At 39.3% G+C, this 18,781-nt stretch carries 21 protein-coding genes and 2 pseudogenes; 5 read left to right on the top strand and 18 right to left on the bottom strand.

Annotated elements, in window-relative coordinates:
* Nucleotides 1–39: 39 nt before the first annotated feature.
* The 3 genes from KXJ59_RS01615 to KXJ59_RS01625 all read left to right on the top strand — a co-directional run bounded on the left by KXJ59_RS01615 (nucleotide 40) and on the right by KXJ59_RS01625 (nucleotide 2,225).
* Nucleotides 40–1,110 (top strand): ketoacyl-ACP synthase III, encoded by a 1,071-nt coding sequence (locus KXJ59_RS01615; protein WP_295200408.1) that lies wholly within the window; start codon nucleotides 40–42, stop codon nucleotides 1,108–1,110.
* A gap of 78 nt (nucleotides 1,111–1,188) precedes the next feature.
* The gene (locus KXJ59_RS01620) at nucleotides 1,189–1,866 is read left to right on the top strand and encodes a DUF4386 domain-containing protein (RefSeq protein ID WP_295200410.1); all 678 of its coding nucleotides are present in this window, start codon (nucleotides 1,189–1,191) and stop codon (nucleotides 1,864–1,866) included.
* Nucleotides 1,867–1,895: 29 nt separating this feature from the next.
* Nucleotides 1,896–2,225 (top strand): hypothetical protein, encoded by a 330-nt coding sequence (locus KXJ59_RS01625; protein WP_295200411.1) that lies wholly within the window; start codon nucleotides 1,896–1,898, stop codon nucleotides 2,223–2,225.
* Here the strand turns inward: KXJ59_RS01625 and KXJ59_RS01630 are convergent, their stop codons facing one another.
* From KXJ59_RS01630 to KXJ59_RS01690, 13 genes and pseudogenes are all read right to left on the bottom strand, one after another.
* Nucleotides 2,226–2,846 carry a Crp/Fnr family transcriptional regulator gene (locus KXJ59_RS01630; protein WP_295200413.1) on the bottom strand — a complete coding sequence of 207 codons (621 nt, stop codon included), beginning with the start codon at nucleotides 2,844–2,846 and terminating at the stop codon, nucleotides 2,226–2,228.
* A 133-nt stretch (nucleotides 2,847–2,979) separates the two neighbouring features.
* The gene (locus KXJ59_RS01635) at nucleotides 2,980–3,861 is read right to left on the bottom strand and encodes a hypothetical protein (RefSeq protein WP_295200416.1); all 882 of its coding nucleotides are present in this window, start codon (nucleotides 3,859–3,861) and stop codon (nucleotides 2,980–2,982) included.
* 119 nt (nucleotides 3,862–3,980) lie between these two features.
* The gene (locus tag KXJ59_RS01640) at nucleotides 3,981–5,231 is read right to left on the bottom strand and encodes a voltage-gated chloride channel family protein (protein ID WP_295200417.1); all 1,251 of its coding nucleotides are present in this window, start codon (nucleotides 5,229–5,231) and stop codon (nucleotides 3,981–3,983) included.
* Between the two features lie 93 nt (nucleotides 5,232–5,324).
* On the bottom strand, nucleotides 5,325–5,714 hold the full coding sequence (locus KXJ59_RS01645) for a DUF1801 domain-containing protein (protein WP_295200419.1): 390 nt from the start codon (nucleotides 5,712–5,714) through the stop codon (nucleotides 5,325–5,327).
* A gap of 3 nt (nucleotides 5,715–5,717) precedes the next feature.
* Complete coding sequence (locus KXJ59_RS01650; RefSeq protein WP_295200420.1) at nucleotides 5,718–6,254, bottom strand: DUF4199 domain-containing protein; 537 nt, start codon at nucleotides 6,252–6,254, stop codon at nucleotides 5,718–5,720.
* 166 nt (nucleotides 6,255–6,420) lie between these two features.
* A pseudogene (locus KXJ59_RS15970) lies at nucleotides 6,421–6,609 on the bottom strand (response regulator transcription factor); the annotation flags it as partial.
* A 348-nt stretch (nucleotides 6,610–6,957) separates the two neighbouring features.
* On the bottom strand, nucleotides 6,958–7,680 hold the full coding sequence (locus KXJ59_RS01660; protein WP_295200423.1) for an alpha/beta fold hydrolase: 723 nt from the start codon (nucleotides 7,678–7,680) through the stop codon (nucleotides 6,958–6,960).
* 64 nt (nucleotides 7,681–7,744) lie between these two features.
* Complete coding sequence (locus KXJ59_RS01665; RefSeq protein WP_295200425.1) at nucleotides 7,745–8,596, bottom strand: methylated-DNA--[protein]-cysteine S-methyltransferase; 852 nt, start codon at nucleotides 8,594–8,596, stop codon at nucleotides 7,745–7,747.
* 145 nt (nucleotides 8,597–8,741) lie between these two features.
* Nucleotides 8,742–10,214: a class A beta-lactamase-related serine hydrolase gene (locus tag KXJ59_RS01670; protein WP_295200427.1), complete on the bottom strand. Its 1,473-nt coding sequence runs from the start codon at nucleotides 10,212–10,214 to the stop codon at nucleotides 8,742–8,744.
* A gap of 97 nt (nucleotides 10,215–10,311) precedes the next feature.
* The gene (locus tag KXJ59_RS01675) at nucleotides 10,312–10,851 is read right to left on the bottom strand and encodes a helix-turn-helix domain-containing protein (RefSeq protein WP_295200429.1); all 540 of its coding nucleotides are present in this window, start codon (nucleotides 10,849–10,851) and stop codon (nucleotides 10,312–10,314) included.
* Nucleotides 10,852–11,004: 153 nt separating this feature from the next.
* Nucleotides 11,005–11,472 carry a hypothetical protein gene (locus KXJ59_RS01680; protein ID WP_295200432.1) on the bottom strand — a complete coding sequence of 156 codons (468 nt, stop codon included), beginning with the start codon at nucleotides 11,470–11,472 and terminating at the stop codon, nucleotides 11,005–11,007.
* Between the two features lie 53 nt (nucleotides 11,473–11,525).
* Complete coding sequence (locus tag KXJ59_RS01685; RefSeq protein ID WP_295200433.1) at nucleotides 11,526–11,780, bottom strand: hypothetical protein; 255 nt, start codon at nucleotides 11,778–11,780, stop codon at nucleotides 11,526–11,528.
* Nucleotides 11,781–12,049: 269 nt separating this feature from the next.
* A complete protein-coding gene (locus KXJ59_RS01690; protein ID WP_295200435.1) occupies nucleotides 12,050–13,000 on the bottom strand; it encodes an alpha/beta hydrolase in 951 nt (316 codons plus the stop codon).
* A 243-nt stretch (nucleotides 13,001–13,243) separates the two neighbouring features.
* On the opposite strand from KXJ59_RS01690, the gene KXJ59_RS15975 reads away from it, so the two are divergent.
* A complete protein-coding gene (locus tag KXJ59_RS15975) occupies nucleotides 13,244–13,495 on the top strand; it encodes a helix-turn-helix transcriptional regulator (protein WP_363265480.1) in 252 nt (83 codons plus the stop codon).
* On the opposite strand, the gene KXJ59_RS01695 is transcribed toward KXJ59_RS15975, so the two are convergent.
* Nucleotides 13,490–13,735 carry a hypothetical protein gene (locus KXJ59_RS01695; protein ID WP_295200438.1) on the bottom strand — a complete coding sequence of 82 codons (246 nt, stop codon included), beginning with the start codon at nucleotides 13,733–13,735 and terminating at the stop codon, nucleotides 13,490–13,492. The two genes, KXJ59_RS15975 and KXJ59_RS01695, sit on opposite strands and share 6 nt — an antisense overlap.
* Before the next feature lie 96 nt (nucleotides 13,736–13,831).
* On the opposite strand from KXJ59_RS01695, the pseudogene KXJ59_RS15980 reads away from it, so the two are divergent.
* Nucleotides 13,832–13,969: pseudogene (locus KXJ59_RS15980) on the top strand (helix-turn-helix transcriptional regulator); the annotation flags it as partial.
* A gap of 67 nt (nucleotides 13,970–14,036) precedes the next feature.
* Here KXJ59_RS15980 and KXJ59_RS01700 read toward each other — a convergent pair.
* From KXJ59_RS01700 to KXJ59_RS01715, 4 genes are all read right to left on the bottom strand, one after another.
* Nucleotides 14,037–14,669 carry a hypothetical protein gene (locus KXJ59_RS01700; protein WP_295200441.1) on the bottom strand — a complete coding sequence of 211 codons (633 nt, stop codon included), beginning with the start codon at nucleotides 14,667–14,669 and terminating at the stop codon, nucleotides 14,037–14,039.
* A 200-nt stretch (nucleotides 14,670–14,869) separates the two neighbouring features.
* Nucleotides 14,870–15,889, bottom strand: coding sequence for a hypothetical protein (locus tag KXJ59_RS01705; protein ID WP_295200442.1), 1,020 nt, complete (start codon nucleotides 15,887–15,889; stop codon nucleotides 14,870–14,872).
* A gap of 213 nt (nucleotides 15,890–16,102) precedes the next feature.
* Nucleotides 16,103–16,522: a hypothetical protein gene (locus tag KXJ59_RS01710; protein WP_295200443.1), complete on the bottom strand. Its 420-nt coding sequence runs from the start codon at nucleotides 16,520–16,522 to the stop codon at nucleotides 16,103–16,105.
* Between the two features lie 375 nt (nucleotides 16,523–16,897).
* Nucleotides 16,898–18,745 (bottom strand): amidophosphoribosyltransferase, encoded by a 1,848-nt coding sequence (locus tag KXJ59_RS01715; protein WP_295200445.1) that lies wholly within the window; start codon nucleotides 18,743–18,745, stop codon nucleotides 16,898–16,900.
* Nucleotides 18,746–18,781: the final 36 nt, after the last annotated feature.

Genomic DNA, 18,781 nt, shown 5'->3' on the forward strand with positions numbered 1-18,781 from the left:
GATAATCAGTAGATTTGGCATTACCCCATTCTAATAGCAATGCCAGAAAAGAAAACAGTCATCACCGGAACCGGGAGCTATATTCCTCCTCACATTAAAACCAACAGCGATTTTACTGCCCAGGATTTTTATACAGAAGATCATGAACGTATTGTTGCTGCACCGAATGATATCATCGACAAATTTCGCGACATTACAGGTATTGAAGAAAGAAGGTATGTAGGCAACGAATTCAATGCTTCCGATATGGCTGTTATTGCAGCCAAACATGCCATCGAAGATGCAGGTATTGATCCTGAAACACTCGACCAGATTATTGTGGCACACAATTTTGGCAACGTAGTAAAACACACCATTCAAACTGATGTATTACCTGCGCTGGCATCGCGTGTTAAGCAGGCCTTGCAAATACGCAACCCCTCCTGTGTAGCCTACGACATTCTGTTTGGCTGTCCGGGCTGGATACAGGGTGTAATACAGGCCGATGCCTATATTAAAGCAGGTATTGCCAAAAAATGTCTCGTAATCGGTACAGAAACCCTGAGCCGTGTACTCGATCATTACGACCGCGACAGTATGATTTTCAGTGATGGTGCCGGTGCCTGTATTATTGAAGAAAAAGAAGGCGACAGTGGAATACTGGCTGCCAGCGTACAAAGTCATTGTATTGATGAAGCCTATTATCTCTACATGGGCAAATCGAATTTACCAGATTCAGATCCTTGTGTGCGTTATATAAAAATGAAGGGTAGAAAAGTGTATGAGTATGCCATTAAAAATGTACCCGCAGCCATGAAGGACTGTCTCGACAAATGTGGTATACATGTAACTGATGTAAAAAAGTTTTTTCTCCATCAGGCCAATGAAAAAATGGACGAAGGGTTTATAAAAGTATTGTATAAACTCTATGGATTAAAAGAAGTACCCTCACATATTATGCCCATGAGTATTCATAAACTGGGTAATAGCTCCGTAGCTACCATTCCCACTTTATACGACCTCGTAAAACGTGGTATATTGGATGATCATTCTTTACAAGCGGGTGATATCGTTATGTTTGCCTCAGTAGGTGCGGGCATGAATATTAATGCAGTTTGTTACAGGGTATAAAATCTTCCGGTCATTTCTTAACCAAAGTCAACGTAAACAAGCAGCAGCAGCTCGCAAATTTGCTTTATAAAAAAGCAAATGGTTCAGCTATATATAACAACAAAACGCAGAAGACTTGCGGTTTCAGCGGGCATCAGTTTCTTTGCAATTGCTTTCCTCGCTTTTTTGGGGTATGGTTTTTTCTTCAGTAATTTTTATTTCCCCGATCAACCGCTGCAGACTACAGCAATAATACAGTATAAGCCGTGGCTGCTACGCTGGTTTATTTTTTTCTTCCTCATAACACTCATATTCGACCTGCTGGTGACATGGCTTTTATATCACTTTTTTAAAACCACCAGTGAAACCATCGCTTCTTTATGTGCCTGGAGCAGGCTCTTGTATACCGCAGTATTCGGAATTGCTTTTCTCCCTTTGCTGATGGCGTTGATAGAAACAGCAAAAGCAGATGCCGATCCCGGTTCTGTTATGTTATACCTCACCAGCTTTGACTCCATGTGGTCCATGTCACTCATCATTTTCGGTCTTCATTTACTCATATTAGGCTGGCTCACACAAAGAAGTAGGGAAGTGCCAAAAATATGGGTAGTACTTACTTTACTGGCCGGGTGTTTATACTGTGTACATCATTCACTAAACCTGCTTTGGTTTAATTATAAATACATCAAAACATTCGTGGAACAAATTTTAAGTCTGCCAATGGCTTTAGGTGAACTCGGACTCGCCAGCTGGCTTATTGCCAAAGGAGGTAAATAATCATTCATCATTTTATTCAAACCTGTTGTATGAAAAAAAGACAACTGCTTACTGCAGCTATCATGAGCCTGTTTATTGTTTCCTGCTCTGTTCAGCATTTCCCGGTAAATACAACTGTGCAACCCTTTGAAAATGGAGGTTGTTTGACGGGTGAAAAAATAGAAGGTAAAAAAGTTGCGAAAGAAAAAGACATTCATGTATTGGGCATCAATGTGCGAAGCAGTAATTCAAAAAAAATGGCCGACTCATTAAAACTCAATTCGTATACCATTGAAACCAAATCGAATCTTTGGGTTAATCTGCTAACCTTTGGTATTGTAGATGTAAAAGTAGTAACACTGATTGCCCGCGATCATTAATCATCGTGAGGCATCCGTCATTCTTTTACGGATGCGGCTGAGCGATTCGGGAGTAATACCAATATAGCTGGCGAGCTGGTGTTGTGGCACACGTTGTACCAATGAAGGTTTTTCTTTGAGCAGGTATTCATAACGCTCCATAGGCGATAAGGCAACAAAACGCGTGAGCACATCCTGTGTTCTGGCCAGGTCACGTTCCACCATGAGCCTGGTTATCTGTTGCAGTTTTGGAAACTGTTCATACATCACCCCTTCTTCTTCGGGCGAACCAATGATCAGTATGCTGTCTTCAACACAAACCAATGTGCTGTTAGATGCAGCCTGGCTCATGTACTCTGTAAATAAAACAGCCGCTTCTTCTTCCTCAAAGAACCGGATGGTTTTTTCAATACCATCTACCAAATGGTATTGCCGGAGTAGTCCTTTTAATACAAAAAAACAGGATTGTGTTTTCTTTCCTTCACAAAGGAGAACAGCACCCTTATGAAATGCTTTCACCTGTATATGCGTGGCCATTTCTTTTACTTCTGCTGGCTCCAATACATTAAATTTTGATATAAAGCTGATGAGTTCGCCTTGAATAATTTCTTCACTAAAAATAATTGCTGAGTCATTAGGCATGGTAAACAGAGTTATGGAGTTAAAACTGATGACACTCAATATACATGAACTATCATGACCAGTTATTGCAAGCTTGCCAAAAATTTGACGAACTCATTAGTATAAAATTTTTCGCTGTTCATAAAGCGATCAATCAATACTTGTTATCAAAAGTTTTCAGGTCAATCTCTATAAAATAGATATCCTCATACATCCTGCCTTCTCCCTTTTTTTGCCTCGAAAAATACAGGCGCTTTTCTTTTTCATGATAAAAGGGACAAAATTCTGCCAGTGAAGAGTTCACTTTTGTTCCCAGGTTCTGAGGCTGTGTCCATTTCCCATTTTTATTAAAACTGATATACAGATCCACTTCACCCAAACCTGTTGAGTCTGATGAAAAATAAAGGATATAGTCTTCATCGGGAGAAATAAATGGATTTGATTCCCTGAATTGTTCTGTATTTACAGGTAACCCGATATTTACAGGCTCCTGGAACACGCCATTCATTTTTCTGGAAACATAGATATCTGAATTACCCGCTTTTGACGGATTTTCTTTCATAAAATAAACATGTCCCTGCCTGGTAACAGATGCATATGATTCAGACGCATCGGTGTTGATTACATTTCCTAAATGATAAGGTACTGTCCATCCGGAAGAAGTTCGGTCAACAGCCCATATATCAAAACCGGTTCTGTTGGGTTGGTCGGGCACAGGACGTGTAGACTGAAATAATACCGTTTTACCGTCGGGAGTGAACATTGGGTCAACATCTTTCCATTGAGCATCAACAGTAGAAAAAGAAGCTACCACGGGTTTTGTCCACCTGCCGTTTATTTTATCAGATTGAAGTACGGTCAGCGTGTCTCTTCTGCCATTCGATTTTACCCATAATGCTGTATTGCCTTCGGGTGAAATGGTAAGCCCAAATACACCGCCATCTGATATTAAACCCGGCTCAAATAGTTGAGCTTGCTGGGCTGAACAACAGATACAAATAAATAAGGCAACGAAAGAAGAACCTGTTTTAAGCATAAGAGGGCTCATTTTAGTAGCTGAAAATATTACCACTTAACCTGAATAAATTGATAAATAGGGTTAACTGGTTAAATAGTTATTTAATCGTTTCATTCCCTGCGCAGGGAATGAAACGATTATAATTTATCGAGGTTGAGGTATGTTTTCCATTTATTGTATTTCGATTCGCCGGTCAATTGCTTTTCATAAATACTATGGTTACCTGAAATGAGGTATGCAATTACACATGCAATTAATGCATACAGGGTAATATCAAAACCAAATAATTCAATAGCCATAATGGTGCAGGCAATGGGGGTGTTGGTGGCCCCGGCAAATACGGCTACAAAACCTATACCGGTGAGAAGAGACAAGGGAACAGGGATAACAAGAGACAGGGCATTACCCAATAAGGCACCAATAAAAAACAGGGGTGTTACTTCTCCGCCTTTAAATCCGGCCGAGAGCGTAACAATGGTAAATAAAATTTTAAGTGCAAAATCATAAGCAGGTTGCTGGGTTTCAAACGACTCTACAATGCCGGGGATACCTAACCCGATATATTTAGTGGTGCCTATCAACCATATGGCCAGTGCAACCAATATACCACCAGCCATAGGGCGTAAAGGAGGAAAAGGAATTATTCTTTGAAAAAAATCACTGCTCAGTTTCATTCCCTTACAGAAAATCATGGCACAAAGTCCAAATGCCATACCAGCCAGTACAGTATAAAACAGATTGATCGCTGTTATTTCAGGAATAGTTGCAATAGCATAATGAGTATGTGGTGTTTGCCACAAACGGGTTATCTGGTCGGCCAGTAAAGAGGCAGCGGCTGCCGGAATAAATGCAGTGTATTTTAATTTGCCGATACGTAATAACTCAAGACTGAAAATAATTCCAGCAAAGGGTGTTCCGAATACTGATCCAAAGCCGGCGGCAATGGCAGCAATGATTACTATTTTTCTTTCTTCTCCCGATAAATGAAAGGGTTTGCTCAACTGATCTGCAATAGCACCCGACATCTGTAAAGCCGTTCCCTCCCTTCCTGCCGAGCCACCAAGCAGATGCGTTACCATGGTACCGATGTACACAAAGGGTGCCATACGGAAGGGAATGATTTGTTTGGGTTCGTGAATGGTATCAATCAGCAGATTGTTTCCTGCTGCCACATCTTTACCATAATAATGATACAATAAGCCGATCAGCAAACCACCTATGGGTAAAAAAGCAATGACCCATATATGGGTTTCGCGAAAATTGGTAACCCAGTCGAGGGTTTGCAGGAAAAAAGCAGAAGCAGTGCCTGCACATACTCCTATAATGAGACATATAAATATCCACCTGAAAAATAATCGAATAATAGTAGTGAGTTGAAGAGATTTCATTTCCTGGTTAAATGTAGAACATAATCAGGAGGATTTTTAAGCCCCAGATTCACAGATTTTAAATAAATAATCTGTGAATCTGTGGCTTCATTTTTATTTCAATCGCTCCAATACCCCTTTTCTCTTTACAATATTTTTATAATCCCACTGTATATCGCGCGATTTTTTGAGCCAGCGCTTTAAATCTTTTTTATTGATCTGATCCACCGATGTATAACGCGCTCCTGCCGACTTAAAACCTCCTTCTTTTGGAAGTCCGGGCTCTTCAAAACTTTCACCGCTCCAGAACAGTAAACGTACACAGCTTTTCAGTTTATCATAACCCACGATTGGATTGCCTTCGAGAAACCATACCGGATGCGCATGCCATATTTTATGTTCTGCTTCGGGCAGGCTTTCGGTAATAACTTCATACAATAAATCGCAGATGGCTTTGTCCTCAGGTAAGAGTGCTTTATGGTATTGCCGGGTGTCTTTATGCATAGATCAGGATTGAGTGTTGCCGGGTTTTGCTTTTCTTTTTAATACCAATGAACTGATGAATGCCACAGCCAGTCCAACAGGTAATACTTCAAAATAAGTAATCAGCACTACAAAAAACGGGCTCTTGTACATTTCTTTGAACTGTTTCATTTCTTCGGTTTTGGCAGCGATGGTAGTAGCTGTATCTCCGTTTCTGGTACAGGTATTAATAACATGTGAAGCATATACATCTATAAAATCAGGCACAAACAGGTAATAATAAAACAGCCATACCCCAACATACATGGTTGAGCCCAGTAATGCAATCAAGGCCCCGGTTTTGAATGCTTTACCTAATGAAATAACCCCACCCAGTTCTTTGTTGCGGTAATTTCTGATACCAAAAAAAGTAAGTGAAAACTCCACAATCATAGCTGCATAACCAACAATATCATTGGTTTGCAGATCGGGTTGGGTGTACAGCAGGTTTACCATATAAAACATATGGCCAACGAGAATGGCGCCGAGGATAAGACCAAAAATGAGAATGTTCTTTTTCATCTTGTATAATTTTACGCAAATCTATCCATACACACAAGTGTGGGGCTCATACTAAAGTACCAAAATGGATTAATCCGGTATATTTCATACCAAGGTATGATGCTCCCTGCTTTCCCTGCTCCGGATTTAAATTCGGGGCAGGGAAAGCAGGGAGCATTTATAAAAATTAAGGCGTAAGTTTTAATCGTTTGGCTTTTTCAATAGCCTGAGTGCGGTTTTTTACGTCCATTTTAAAGAGCAGATTGGAAACATGTGTTTTTACCGTACTCAATGAAAGAAATAATTGCTCTGCTATTTCTGCATTGCTAAGGCCCTTTGATAGTTGCTGCAACACTTCGTATTCCCGGCTTGTGAGATTTAATTTTTGAAGTTCTGCTTCATTCAACACAAATTCTTCTGGTGGTGTTATATACACTTGTTTCTCCACAACCACTGTTTCTACTTTGGGTTTCGTTAGTTGGGATGCTACCCAGATACCGAGTAAAGTAAAAAATACAGCGATCAGGCCGATGTAAATATCCAGTGAATGATCGGTTATCAGGTATTTCCACTGCATCCACTTCAAAGCAAATACCAGCAGTGCCATTAATAGGGCATACAAAAAAATGGATTTAGTAGGCTTCCATATACGCTTAAGGGCTGGCATTACTTTATTATCTGTGTTCAGTATGCTCCGAAGATAAATAATTCTCAAAAGCAGTCGTCATTGCCCGGCTATATCCAGTAAAATTTCACAAAGTTCTTTGGGTCTGCTGAAAAAGGGCGAATGACTGGTGGGCATCTGGTACACTTTTTCACATACTGTTTCAGTGTACATTTTCTGCTGAATAAAAGGAGTTACGGCCCTGTCTTCAGTACACTCAATATAAAAACGTCGAACAGATCCAAAATTTTCTTCCTTTAATTGTAATGGAGTAATGCCTGTTGCTACACTTTCATGACTCAATAACAGTTTTGCGAGTGCTGTTATTGAGTCATCACAATCATGGTATAAACCTTCTTTATAAATTTCCGTTTGTAAAGTATGTGAGCCTGTTTCAGGATAACGTGTTACATATGGTTTTAGCACACCTTCTGTATCCTGCGCTGAATATTCGGCCTGTGTTTTTCCGTTGGGAATGAGGTATGCTGCCAGGTACACCAGCTTTTCAATTTTATGCGGGCGGTATTCTGCTGCCTGTGAAATAACAATACCGTTTTTGCTGTGCCCTACCAGTATCACTTTGCCTTCTGTTTCATCGATCAGTTTACATAATTTATCTATTGCCATTTGTAGTGTTACTTCGCTTATCGGGGTTTTGTCTCTGCCCATACCCGGCAGATCGATGGCGATGGCTTTATGACCCTGTGCCTCCAGAATAGGTATTACTTTATGCCAGTTCCATGCACTGTGCCATGAACCGTGTACGAGGATAAATGTTTTCATTGATTGTATGTTTCTTGTTCTGCGAAGATGAACATGCATACAATTTTATAAAACCCGAAACTTGCTATGTTGCAGACTGATCTGTTTTCGCGCTTTCCCAGCCAATAATAGCGGTCTTGCGTGTTGGCCCCCACATATATCCGCCTATTTGTCCGGATGACTGTATTACCCGATGACAGGGTATAAGATAAGCAACCGGGTTACTACCGATAGCCGTTCCAACGGCTCTGGAAGCATTCGTATTACCAATTTGTGCTGCGATGTTTCCGTAAGTAGACAGTTTACCCATTGGTACTTTTAACAAAGACTCCCATACTTTGAGTTGAAAGTCGGTTCCTTTTAAATGCAGTTTTATGTTGGATAATTTTGACCAGTCGTTCTGAAAAATGAACAGGGCATTTTGTTGTATGATATCTAATTTTTGCTGGCAAGTGGCATTGGGGAATTTGTCTTTCAGGTCGTTCAGTGCTTTTGTTTCATCTTCTTCAAAAGCCATATAGCATATACCTTTGGGTGTGGATGCTATGATGAGGTTTCCGAACGGACTCTCCGCATAACTGAAGTGGATATGAAGTGCTGCGCCTCCGTTTTTATATTCGGCGGGTGTCATGCCTTCGATATTGATAAAAAGATCGTGCAGCCTGCTGGTACCCGACAGTCCTATTTCCATGGCGGTATCAAAAAGTGTAGCCTGTTGTTCTTTCAGTAATTTTTTTGCGTGTTCGGTGCTGATGTATTGCAGAAATTTTTTGGGTGTAGTACCTGCCCATTCGCTGAATAACCGCTGAAAATGAAAAGGACTTACATGTACCTGCTTTGCCAGCTCTTCAAGACTCGGTTGCTGCCTGAAGTTGGTATTAATGTATTCAATGGCTGCTGCTATACGGTTATAGTTGAGTTGTTGTTGTTCGTTCATACCATGTATTATAGAACACTAATTTCAGGATTCATCAGCCCTTATACAACCCGAAAATTGCGGAATATGAAGATCTGAAAAAAATCCATGCCTCAGTGTTGCTCTCCAAAGGACTCCTACGGAGAGCAACACTGAAAAGGGGAACTTATTTTTTATTCCAGAGTTCAGTTCCGAGATAGAACTTTTCTGTTAGCAGTTTTTCAATCAGTTTCATATCATTGTCTCCATTGAGAAAAATGAGCCAGCCATTTTTACTTTTTGGAAAAATAACAGCCAGTGTACTTACGCCGGGATCTTTGCCGCTGTGCAGCAATATATATTCATCGTTACTAAACCCTGTTATTTTTTCCCATCCCAAACCAAAATAATCATGGTCCTTAAGCATTACCTGGTTTTTATGCATCTCTTCCTGTACCGACTGTGATAAACCTGCTCCCTGTAAAACATACACCAGAAAGTTACCATAATCTTCTACGGTGGTTAATAGGTTTGCTGCTGCATTCGCTTTGTAATACCTCACAGTTTCATGTGCATTGCCATTCTTGTCATAATTACGAACATACCTTGTGGTATCCATCGATGTATCCCACCAGAAATGTGTATCCTTCATATCAGCCGGCTTAAACAACAGTTCATCTGCCAGTTGTTCCAGGCTTTTCCCAAATTTTAGTTCCAATGCTTTGCGCAGGTACTCATACCCTTCTCCGGAGTACTGAAATTTTGTACCGGGTTCAAATGCAAAACTTAGTTTTTTCGACTCGTGCATGTATCGCCAGTTAGGAAAACCGGTTTGGTGTGAAAGAATGATTCTGGCGGTTAACTTATGCATCCATGGATTATTTCCGAGATCGGGGTCTTTCCAATATAAATCCAGGGGTTCATCTAAACCTAGTTTCCCTTCACTCACCAATTTCAAAGCTACTATTGCAGTAATAGGTTTGGTGAGAGAAGCTACTTTAAAAATGGCATTGTAAGGTGCGGGTCTTTCCTTATCGAGGGTTCCGAACACATTTATTTTCTGTAGCCTGCCATTTTCAATGATGCCCATTCCTAAAGCAGGTACTTTTTCTGCTTTGAGCCATGATTCAATTTCCTTTTCTACCGGAATAGCTGCAGTTGATTCATTGGGTTCTTTATGGTCATAACTCAATACTTCTTTCAGTAGCCATGTTTCGTTTTCCCATAACCAAACATGGGTAAACCTGGCCCTGTTGGTATGGCGATCTGCCTTATTGGGTTCCCTTATATAAAAATCGTGTACCCCATTTTGAATGGCTCCATAGAGTTTACCTTCCTTGTACAAGGGAAATACTTTGAGGCTGTTTTCGGTTAGTTTCCGGATGGGTTTCTGGTTGAGATTACCGCAGATATTCTTTCGCACACTTTCCAGAAAATCCTGCCGGTTCTGTATGCCACCCTGGTCGTGGAAGAAGATCAGATCCTTATGAACGGCTTTGTTCAGGTAGTCAAGATCACAAAGGTTGAAGCTGCGTTCAAAAAAAATACTGTCCTGCTTTTTCATTTGCAGGAACAGTTCCGAGGTTTTGGCCACCTGTGCATGGCTAAGGCAGATGCTTAAATGGGTAAAAATCAGGGCAAGAAAGCGCTTGTACATCATGAATTATTTTACGGCAAAGATTGGGGGCAGCATAGCTATTTTCCCAAAAAACGGCCCGCCAATAGGCCGCCAATTAGCCGTCAAAGGCTTGTCAGGCTTAGATTAAGCTAAATTTCAGCCTGATGGCAGGCTCTTTCTTTTTATCGAGGGAAATGGCATTCCAGAGAATGAGTATAATATTACTCAATGCCAGTAGTATCATCACAACTAGAGTAAACCCGTTACTTAATGATAGCCAGTTTTTGAGAAAAGCGGCCAGCATAAACAATACAAATGCTCCCACCGTCCATAGTATCTGAACAGAGACCAGTTGCTTTGCCATGGGAACAGGGTCTTTTTTCAGGAGCATAATAACCCATGGTAAAATAATATTCAGGGGTGGTAAAAAAGCTACGGGGAGGGATGACAGGTTAACCAGTTTCAGGAAGCCCAGCGGTACAGACGTCTGCTTTTCAACAGATTTTACCAGTTCGTCCTGTTCTACACTCAGGGTTTTGGCTAATATTTTGAGGGTGTAGCCTTTAGGATCAGTGCCCGCTTCAATACGTTGTATGGTTCTTACAGATACCCCCGATTGTTCGGCCAGTTCTTCCTGAGTAAGGTTTGCCTTCTCGCGGGCTGTTTTTAATTTCGACATACCGATTGCTGCTTTTTACGCCCTGCAAAATAGATAAGTATTGTGTACCAGCGTATTTCTTGATTTCTTGATTTCTTGATTTCTTGGTTTCTTGATTTCTTGATTCTTGATTTCTTGATTCTTACTCTCTCTATTCCTCTGAAAAAAAACAAACTATAAGCCCTGACGTACTGTTTTCCGGTACTCATTTCCTGTCATATCGCTTCGTTTGAGTTCAAGGGTGTACTCGCCTGCCAGCCTCGTTTCGAGAATAATACGGTAAGGGAAACGGGAATAGTAGGTGCTGTTGTTGATTTTTGTCCAACGGTAATACTTATCGGACAAGATATTATCCAGAAACTTTTGGTAACAGCTATCACAGGTCAATACTTTTTTTTCTTTGTAACAGCGGTTATTGTTGTCGAAGAAAAGAAGGAGATCGAAGTTTTGAACAGAAGAATCGCGCACCAGATAACTGAGTGTGGTATCTGATTCCTGCAGGAGGATATTCATATTTGAATTATGCGCTTTTGTTTTCTCGAGTTTCTTTCTGGCTTTTTCTCTGGTAAGATCAATATAGCCCTGCGCGAGTGACAGTTGCGACATGCAAATACCAAAAAGGAGAAACAGGGTATATTTCATACAAAAAGAACATGTTGATATACAGTAGTAAGGTATAGAAATTTTAGGAAATCTTATTTCAGCTTTCGCTGTTCTAAAAGTTCTTCCAGTTCTTTTATTCTTTTCTTTTTCGGATCATTCACCATTCTATAAATAAGGTATAACGGAATAAGGGTGAACATACCCCAATTGCTTTTAATAACACTGTAGCATATAATGCCGATTAAAAAACCAATAAAAAAAGCATTGGTAATGAAAGATGATTTCATTTTTTTGGCTTCGTTTAATAATTCCTGATCGGTTAAGGTTGAAAAGTCTGTGTTTTCCATTTTAGTGTGTAGTTGTTACGCTGATAGTCCTTCCCTTTCGCATTGGTTTTTCAAAAATTATCACGCAGATGCTACCGGCTCTGTATTGAAATGTTATTTAGTACTGTTAGTAATATTAATAAGCAGGTTTCCTAAGATACAAAGTGAATTTTATATTTAAAGCAGTGTTCCCGGAACGAATTCGACATGTTGGTCGGAATAACCAACAGCCCCTGAAAGAGGCTGTTGGTTATCAAAATAGCGAGAAGTATTTAATTTTTACCCGGCATTTATTTATTGGCTTTTAAAAACTTATTTACATCGAGCCAGTGAATAAATGCATCAAACCAACGATTACTGGTTCTGCCCGGATTGCCCAGTCCAAAACCATGACCACCATTCTGGTAAAGATGAAATTCTACAGGTATGCCGGCTTTAAACCAGGATTCAATTACACCGAACTGTCCCCTGAAAAGAAAATCGTCAGAAGCAATTACATTAAACATAGGTGGTGCATTTTTTGGTACAGTAACCGGACCCATTCCGCCGTAAACCGGACCAATAAAAGCCAGCTTCATGGTTTTTGAATTGAGTGTTGAATGCATGGTTAAACCTGCGCCGGCAGAAAAACCAATCATTCCTATTCTGTTGATGTCAACACCCCATTCATTTGCACGTTTTAGAATAAGTGCATAAGCAGCTTCAGCATCGGCCAGTTGGTTAGAAAGATCCATCTGTTGCGGAGGTGCAGGTGTGTTTTTTTTTGATGTGTCTGCAGGAGGCGGTGGAGTTACAGTACGCGGGCGGTTCATCCAGGCGGAGAAGTCTTCCAGTTTATCAGGGGTAGGATGCAGACGGTACTTCAATACAAAAGCAGCAATTCCTTTATCGGCAAGTGCCTGGGCAACTTCCCATCCTTCGTTACCCAGTGAGAGCCATCGGAAACCACCGCCTGGCGCTACAATAACTGCTGCACCATTTGCTGTACCTGGTTTAGGCAGAAAAGGAGTTAAAGTTGCCGTGGTAATATTTCTTGCCATTGGATCGCCCCACTGACGAAACCATGATTCAGATGCGGGCTGATCCTTTACACCACCAGTACCAAGCAATATGGCATTAGGTTCCGGAGGCGCTTTTAAAGGATAGATGGTTCCGTCCTGTGCTTTTGTTACTACTGATAAAATCAGTAAGGCAGTCGCTAAAATAGATGATTTAGCAAAGGTCTTAAGATTGCAGGTCATGTTAGCTTGTTTTATGATTAAAAAAGAAGGTCAGTCTTTTTGGTACTAATGTGTAGGACTATACGAAGAAGTATGGCAAGTTTCAATCGTTGACAGACCTGAATTAGTAAGGTTTAAATTAATAAATTAATTGTAAAACTTACAATTAATAAGGCAGCTTTTTAGTCAGTATCAGAAACGCAGTACATAAATGAGATTTTATTGCCTGCATTTAATGTTTAAGTTAGTCGTCTTGGTATTTTTTTGATTCTATTTTTAATTTTTTTCTGCCCTTTTAGGGGTGAAAAAAAACAGCTTCAGAAAAAGATAGGGCAACGCATCATCGCATTACGCGAAGAGAAGGGCTGGACGCAGGCCGACTTGGCCAGGGCTTGTAATAAAGACAGACAAGCCATTGAGATTATTGAGAATGGAAAAGTGAATCCTACTATTTTTTCGCTTTATGAAATTGCGAGGGCGTTGGAGGTTGAGTTAAGCATTTTGGTAGAGTTATGATCGGCCCTCAGTATTTCTATTTCTTAACTTCTTGCTTGATTTAATATCGCCGATTATTTCTGTTGCAGATTTTGATGAGGCAAAAGCGCCAAATGATTTGTAAAACTTAGCACCTTTCGTATTATTCTTGTTCTTCAATGATTTTGAAAGATTTTCTATCAACCCAATTTTATGCGAAGAACTTAAGCCTTCAAATAAACCTTTATAGGTTTCAATGATATGTTTGTCTGTATAGTTCATTGTAGATTTTAAAATAAAGTTATTGAACTTTCTTACGTTTCGCAGGCATTATACAAAATCGTAAGGTTAAATAAATGAAAATGCTGGAGCCAGACCAATCTGGCCAGGGCTTGTAATAAAGACAGGCAAACCATTGAGATTATTGAGAATGGAAAAGTGAACCCTACTATTTTTTCGCTTTATGAAATTGCGAAAGCATTGGAGGTGGGATTGGAGGAATTGGTTGTTATTTAAAATCTACATTTATAGTTTAAACTTCTTTGACTTTCATTTCTAGAGATTACCAACTAGTAAAAAGTAATTATTCAGAAAATTCGAATTGCATTACCTTTAAATAATAATTTCGCCCAAGTTCCTTTCGAATTGAGTCTACTTCAATAGCCATATTAACTTGATCCTTATTTAAGTTTGAAAAATCAACTTTTACTGGATCATTATTAGGATAAGTCTTGCTGATGTAATTTAGACTACCTATGATTTCATTATTAAATTCGGCTCTGATCATTGCCCATATATATTTAATATAATGCCCTAAAACAGTTATTTCTAACCAACTACTCGGGACGCTATATTTCTGACTATCAGGTACAACAAATTTTCCCGAATCGCGCCAAGGATGAGCTATAATATTATTTCTATACTTATTAAGATCCTTCCATTTATTTATTCTGTTCACAATTGGTTTTGTTATTTTCTGAATATCACCGACTCTTTGCTTAAAGTCATTTTCCGAGTACTGGTATAAATTTTCTTTAAATTCAACTAGAAAAGAGACTGATTCCATTTGCAAATACTGAGCAAGGAGCATTGCTTCTTCTTCGTTAGCATTCTCTTGATGTATTTTATCTACTATTAATTTTAATAAATTGCTGATGTTTAAATTGCATTTATACAAAATAAATAGCGACTCATATAATTTTATAGGTTCTGCCATTTTCAGATAAATTGAAATTTAATTAAACGTCGCAAAGACAAAAGAATTTCATTATCCACATTAGTACTTTTCCGAAAGGCTTCTGTTCTTCACTACTCTATTAGTAAAATAAAAAGTAAATAGCGCCTCTTGGCTATGTAACAGGCAACGTTCTTTCGTGCCGCTGGATTCTTTTGTAGAACTGTCTTTATTTGAAAAACCTACTGAGAATTAAATAGTTTTGCTATCGCTTCGGTTGCTTGAATAAATAAGAAAAGCAAAATTATACCGACTATAAGTATCCAAAATTTTTTGTCCTTAATCAACTCAGCTTTTTTTGAAGAAAATAAAACAGAAAGTGTTATTGCAAATAAAATAAGAATTAGGCCAAGAGCAACAATGAAATATGTAGCCTCTAAAAAAGAAAAGTTTTTACCAATAGAAACAGTAGATAAAATGAATGCAACTATTGCTGAAAAAAAACCTAGTACTTCAATAATACGTTTTCTTTCATTATCCAATTCCTCCTTTACTTTATTCTTAAAATCACTTTCCATCGTTTTTAACTTAGTCTGAAAAATTAGGTGGTCGTCAATTCTTGCATTAAAGTCAACTAAGCCGTTATGATAGGTTGCATCCATGTTAATATAAAAGTTCTCATCAAAGACAAGTTTCAAATACTCCTTCCCTTTTTGATATTCACCTTCCGCTATCAATCTAGTTAAATAGCTATGTTCAGCACTAAATCTGTGTTTAAGATATACGCTATTCGAAGGTTCTATCTTAAGAGCAAGTTTGTATTCTGAGATTGCTAAAAGATAGCTGTTCTCTCTTCCATAATAATGGCCAAGCGTATGTCTAAATTCTGGATTTAGCGGGTATTTTTCAATTAAGTTTTCTAATTGCTTCTTACATTCATTATCAGGTAAAAAATTTACGATTATTTCAGACCGAATAAATTCGAGTACTTCTTTATTTGTAACTGCTGGGGCTATTAGCTTATCATCTAGGGACGCCAGAAAAACGCTTGGGTTTAAATCTTTAAACAATTCACCAAATGCCCAAATTTTCTTCCTCCAATCAAGCCTCCAATTTTGTAAATTAAACGATCCTATAGATTGTACTGTATCCAGATATAAAGTAAATTTTGATAATGCAGCATTCTCGCCGACAATTTTTTTTGCCTTAACCAATTCAATAATGTCGTTAAGATGATTTGTATGTATATCTTGATAGGCCATGGAACAGGGTTAAAATTTTCATTACCCCTAAATATAACAATCCCCCATCATATATAATAAAAAAATTGAAATGGAAGAAATTAGTAAAGTTAGATTGCTTCAACAAAAAGCTTATTTATAAATAACATACTACATTTATTCTAGAAATACCCTCTCGCATTCTTCCCACTAATAAAATTCATAAACAGCCTTATTCACCATTGTTGGGTTTCATTATTGACTATTATCGGCTTCGTTGTGTTTTGTGGGTCTTTTTATAAAAACTGTAACACCAACATATACAACCCATAAAACTGAAAATGCAATTAGTCCTTTCAAATTCGACAGAATATCTTCTTTATCGTAACGGCCATGTATTCGTTTACGGAAAAACTGATTGGAATACTCCTGCGCATATTCTATAGACATTCCCAGCAAATACAGGAAAGCAAATATGAGGATGTGCCTGGTAAATCTTTTTTTTGCGAATAATACATTGAGAAATGCGGCTGCTAAAAAATAAAATAATGAATGTAACTCTTTGTCATAATGCCTGAAAGCCGATGGCAATTTTACCATAAAACCAATAATGGAAAGCACTAAGAAAAGAAAAGCCAAAAAAAGGTTGCTTTTTTTATTTTGGAATAATTTCATCTTGAACTGTCTGCTTGTTGAATGTTTCAGTTATATGCACAAACTAACACTATTTGAAAAATGAGCGGAGAATTTTACAGGAAAGAAGGGTGAAGCTAGTTTGTAGTAAGTATACTAATGCCAAAGGCATTTGTGGTGACTTTTTTAGCAACAACAGCGATCCGTATGGTAAAAAACACCTTAACTGTGTAATACGAACCTCTTCAAAAGAGTCTTCTGGAGACATTGCATAAAATTTCTGTGTACTTCTCCATAGGAGTCCTTTGGACTGTGTTTTCAGTGGCAATTAAATGCCACTGAAGGCACTGAAGTACACAGAAAAAATGCGCCTCATTTCTGAGACGCATCGGATATAAATCAGGTTTACTTATAAGACTAATACCCCCTCACATTCTTCCCTTCAATAAAATTCAGAAAAGCCTTATTCACCACTTTATTACCACCCGGTGTGGGGTAGTTACCCGTGAAATACCAGTCGCCGGTATTGGTGGGGCAACTATCGTGTAGGTCTTCAATGGTCTGGTAAATAACTTCTACCGGTGTATCTATTTCAGATGGTGTTATGAGTTGCGCTATCTTCTGCGAAATTTCTTCGGTGGTAAATGGTTTGTACACCTGCCTTACCACATTCTCTGTATGCAACTGGTTATTACGGGTGAGGTCTTTTATTTTTTCATGCACTTCGGTGAGTACATGTTCCATATTTCTTTCTTTGAGCAATGCAATGGCGGCACGGAATGCAATAAAGTCGCCCAGCTTGCTCATATCAATACCATAACAATCGGGGTAACGTATCTGCGGTGCTGAGGATACCACGATTATTTTTTTAGGCTTCAGCCTGGCCAGCATACGTACAATACTTTCTTTCAGTGTGGTACCGCGTACAATACTGTCGTCAATCACTACCAGTGTATCTTCTCCTGCTCGCACTGTACCATAAGTAATATCGTATACGTGCTGCACCATTTCATTCCGGTTGGCATCTTCGGTTATGAATGTGCGGAGTTTTACGTCTTTGATGGCAATTTTTTCCTGGCGAATTTTCCTCGTCACCATTTCTTCCAGTTTCTCCGGCGTAAAATCGTTGCCCCAACTGAGTATGCGTTCTACCTTTATTTTATTGAGGTATTGCTCCATACCTTTTACCAGTCCGTAAAAAGCTACTTCGGCGGTATTGGGTATATAAGAAAAAATGGTATTTTTTAAATCGTTGTTAATGCGTTCCAGCACCGTCTGGCTCAGGTGATGACCCAGTGCAATTCTTTCCCTGTAAATTTTTTCATCGCTGCCACGTGAAAAATAAATGCGTTCAAAACTACAGGCCCTTCTTTCTTTGGGCTCGAGAATTTTTTCGACTGCATAATTTCCTTTCTCATCTACTATAAGGGCCGTTCCCGGCATCAGTTCCATCACTTCATTCTCTCCCACATTAAACGTGGTTCTGATGGCAGCACGTTCACTGGCTGCTACAATTACTTCGTCGTTTATATAATAATAGGCAGGACGTATGCCATGCGCATCTCTCATTACAAAACTCGATCCATTACCCAACAAACCACCAATGGTATAACCGCCATCAAATAAAGGCGTGGCTTTCTCCAATACTTTTTTTACCTCAGCTGCATTAGGACTCAGTTCATCTTCTTTGGTGAGAAAATAATGCAACACTTCCATCATGGCTGCCAGATCGCTCTGTTTCTGGAAATCGCCGGGACTCATATTGATCAGGTCAAAGAGTTCATCGGTATTTACCAGGTTGAAGTTGCCTGCCAATGCCAGGTTTTTACCCGGCATGAGATCACGTTTAATAAAGGGGTGACAAAATTCTACATTGTTCTTTCCCTGTGTACCATAACGCAGGTGACCGAGCAACAACTCGCCCATAAATGGCAGGTGGCCCTTCATGAGTCCGGGATGCTGTTTAATATCGGACTGGTATTTTTCCAGTTCCTGTATTTCCTGGCCTATTTTAAAGAAAATATCGGCAATAGGTTGAGGAGCACTGCTTCTAAGGCGGTAGAGAAAGGGGTTTCCGGGTTCGGTATTTAGTTTCACAGCGGCGATTCCGGCGCCATCCTGGCCCCGGTTATGCTGTTTTTCCATCAGCAGGTACAGCTTGTTGAGGCCGTAGGTTACCGTTCCATGCTTTTGCAGATAATAAGAGAAAGGTTTACGGAGTCGAATATAGGCGAGCCCACATTCGTGTTTTATCTCGTCGCTCATGATATATTTTAAAAAGAAGTGGCGAAGTTAACAACT

Origin of the sequence: Sediminibacterium sp., from assembly GCF_019264485.1 — a bacterium.
In the GTDB taxonomy this organism is placed as follows: domain Bacteria; phylum Bacteroidota; class Bacteroidia; order Chitinophagales; family Chitinophagaceae; genus Sediminibacterium.

Bases quoted from the DNA above. Each gene is read 5' to 3' on its own strand.
- KXJ59_RS01615 (WP_295200408.1), top strand. From the start codon at position 40: ATGCCAGAAAAGAAAACAGTCATCACCGGAACCGGGAGCTATATTCCT.
- KXJ59_RS01620 (WP_295200410.1), top strand. From the start codon at position 1,189: ATGGTTCAGCTATATATAACAACAAAACGCAGAAGACTTGCGGTTTCA.
- KXJ59_RS01625 (WP_295200411.1), top strand. From the start codon at position 1,896: ATGAAAAAAAGACAACTGCTTACTGCAGCTATCATGAGCCTGTTTATT.
- KXJ59_RS01630 (WP_295200413.1), bottom strand. From the start codon at position 2,846: ATGCCTAATGACTCAGCAATTATTTTTAGTGAAGAAATTATTCAAGGC.
- KXJ59_RS01635 (WP_295200416.1), bottom strand. From the start codon at position 3,861: ATGCTTAAAACAGGTTCTTCTTTCGTTGCCTTATTTATTTGTATCTGT.
- KXJ59_RS01640 (WP_295200417.1), bottom strand. From the start codon at position 5,231: ATGAAATCTCTTCAACTCACTACTATTATTCGATTATTTTTCAGGTGG.
- KXJ59_RS01645 (WP_295200419.1), bottom strand. From the start codon at position 5,714: ATGCATAAAGACACCCGGCAATACCATAAAGCACTCTTACCTGAGGAC.
- KXJ59_RS01650 (WP_295200420.1), bottom strand. From the start codon at position 6,254: ATGAAAAAGAACATTCTCATTTTTGGTCTTATCCTCGGCGCCATTCTC.
- KXJ59_RS01660 (WP_295200423.1), bottom strand. From the start codon at position 7,680: ATGAAAACATTTATCCTCGTACACGGTTCATGGCACAGTGCATGGAAC.
- KXJ59_RS01665 (WP_295200425.1), bottom strand. From the start codon at position 8,596: ATGAACGAACAACAACAACTCAACTATAACCGTATAGCAGCAGCCATT.
- KXJ59_RS01670 (WP_295200427.1), bottom strand. From the start codon at position 10,214: ATGATGTACAAGCGCTTTCTTGCCCTGATTTTTACCCATTTAAGCATC.
- KXJ59_RS01675 (WP_295200429.1), bottom strand. From the start codon at position 10,851: ATGTCGAAATTAAAAACAGCCCGCGAGAAGGCAAACCTTACTCAGGAA.
- KXJ59_RS01680 (WP_295200432.1), bottom strand. From the start codon at position 11,472: ATGAAATATACCCTGTTTCTCCTTTTTGGTATTTGCATGTCGCAACTG.
- KXJ59_RS01685 (WP_295200433.1), bottom strand. From the start codon at position 11,780: ATGGAAAACACAGACTTTTCAACCTTAACCGATCAGGAATTATTAAAC.
- KXJ59_RS01690 (WP_295200435.1), bottom strand. From the start codon at position 13,000: ATGACCTGCAATCTTAAGACCTTTGCTAAATCATCTATTTTAGCGACT.
- KXJ59_RS01695 (WP_295200438.1), bottom strand. From the start codon at position 13,735: ATGAACTATACAGACAAACATATCATTGAAACCTATAAAGGTTTATTT.
- KXJ59_RS01700 (WP_295200441.1), bottom strand. From the start codon at position 14,669: ATGGCAGAACCTATAAAATTATATGAGTCGCTATTTATTTTGTATAAA.
- KXJ59_RS01705 (WP_295200442.1), bottom strand. From the start codon at position 15,889: ATGGCCTATCAAGATATACATACAAATCATCTTAACGACATTATTGAA.
- KXJ59_RS01710 (WP_295200443.1), bottom strand. From the start codon at position 16,522: ATGAAATTATTCCAAAATAAAAAAAGCAACCTTTTTTTGGCTTTTCTT.
- KXJ59_RS01715 (WP_295200445.1), bottom strand. From the start codon at position 18,745: ATGAGCGACGAGATAAAACACGAATGTGGGCTCGCCTATATTCGACTC.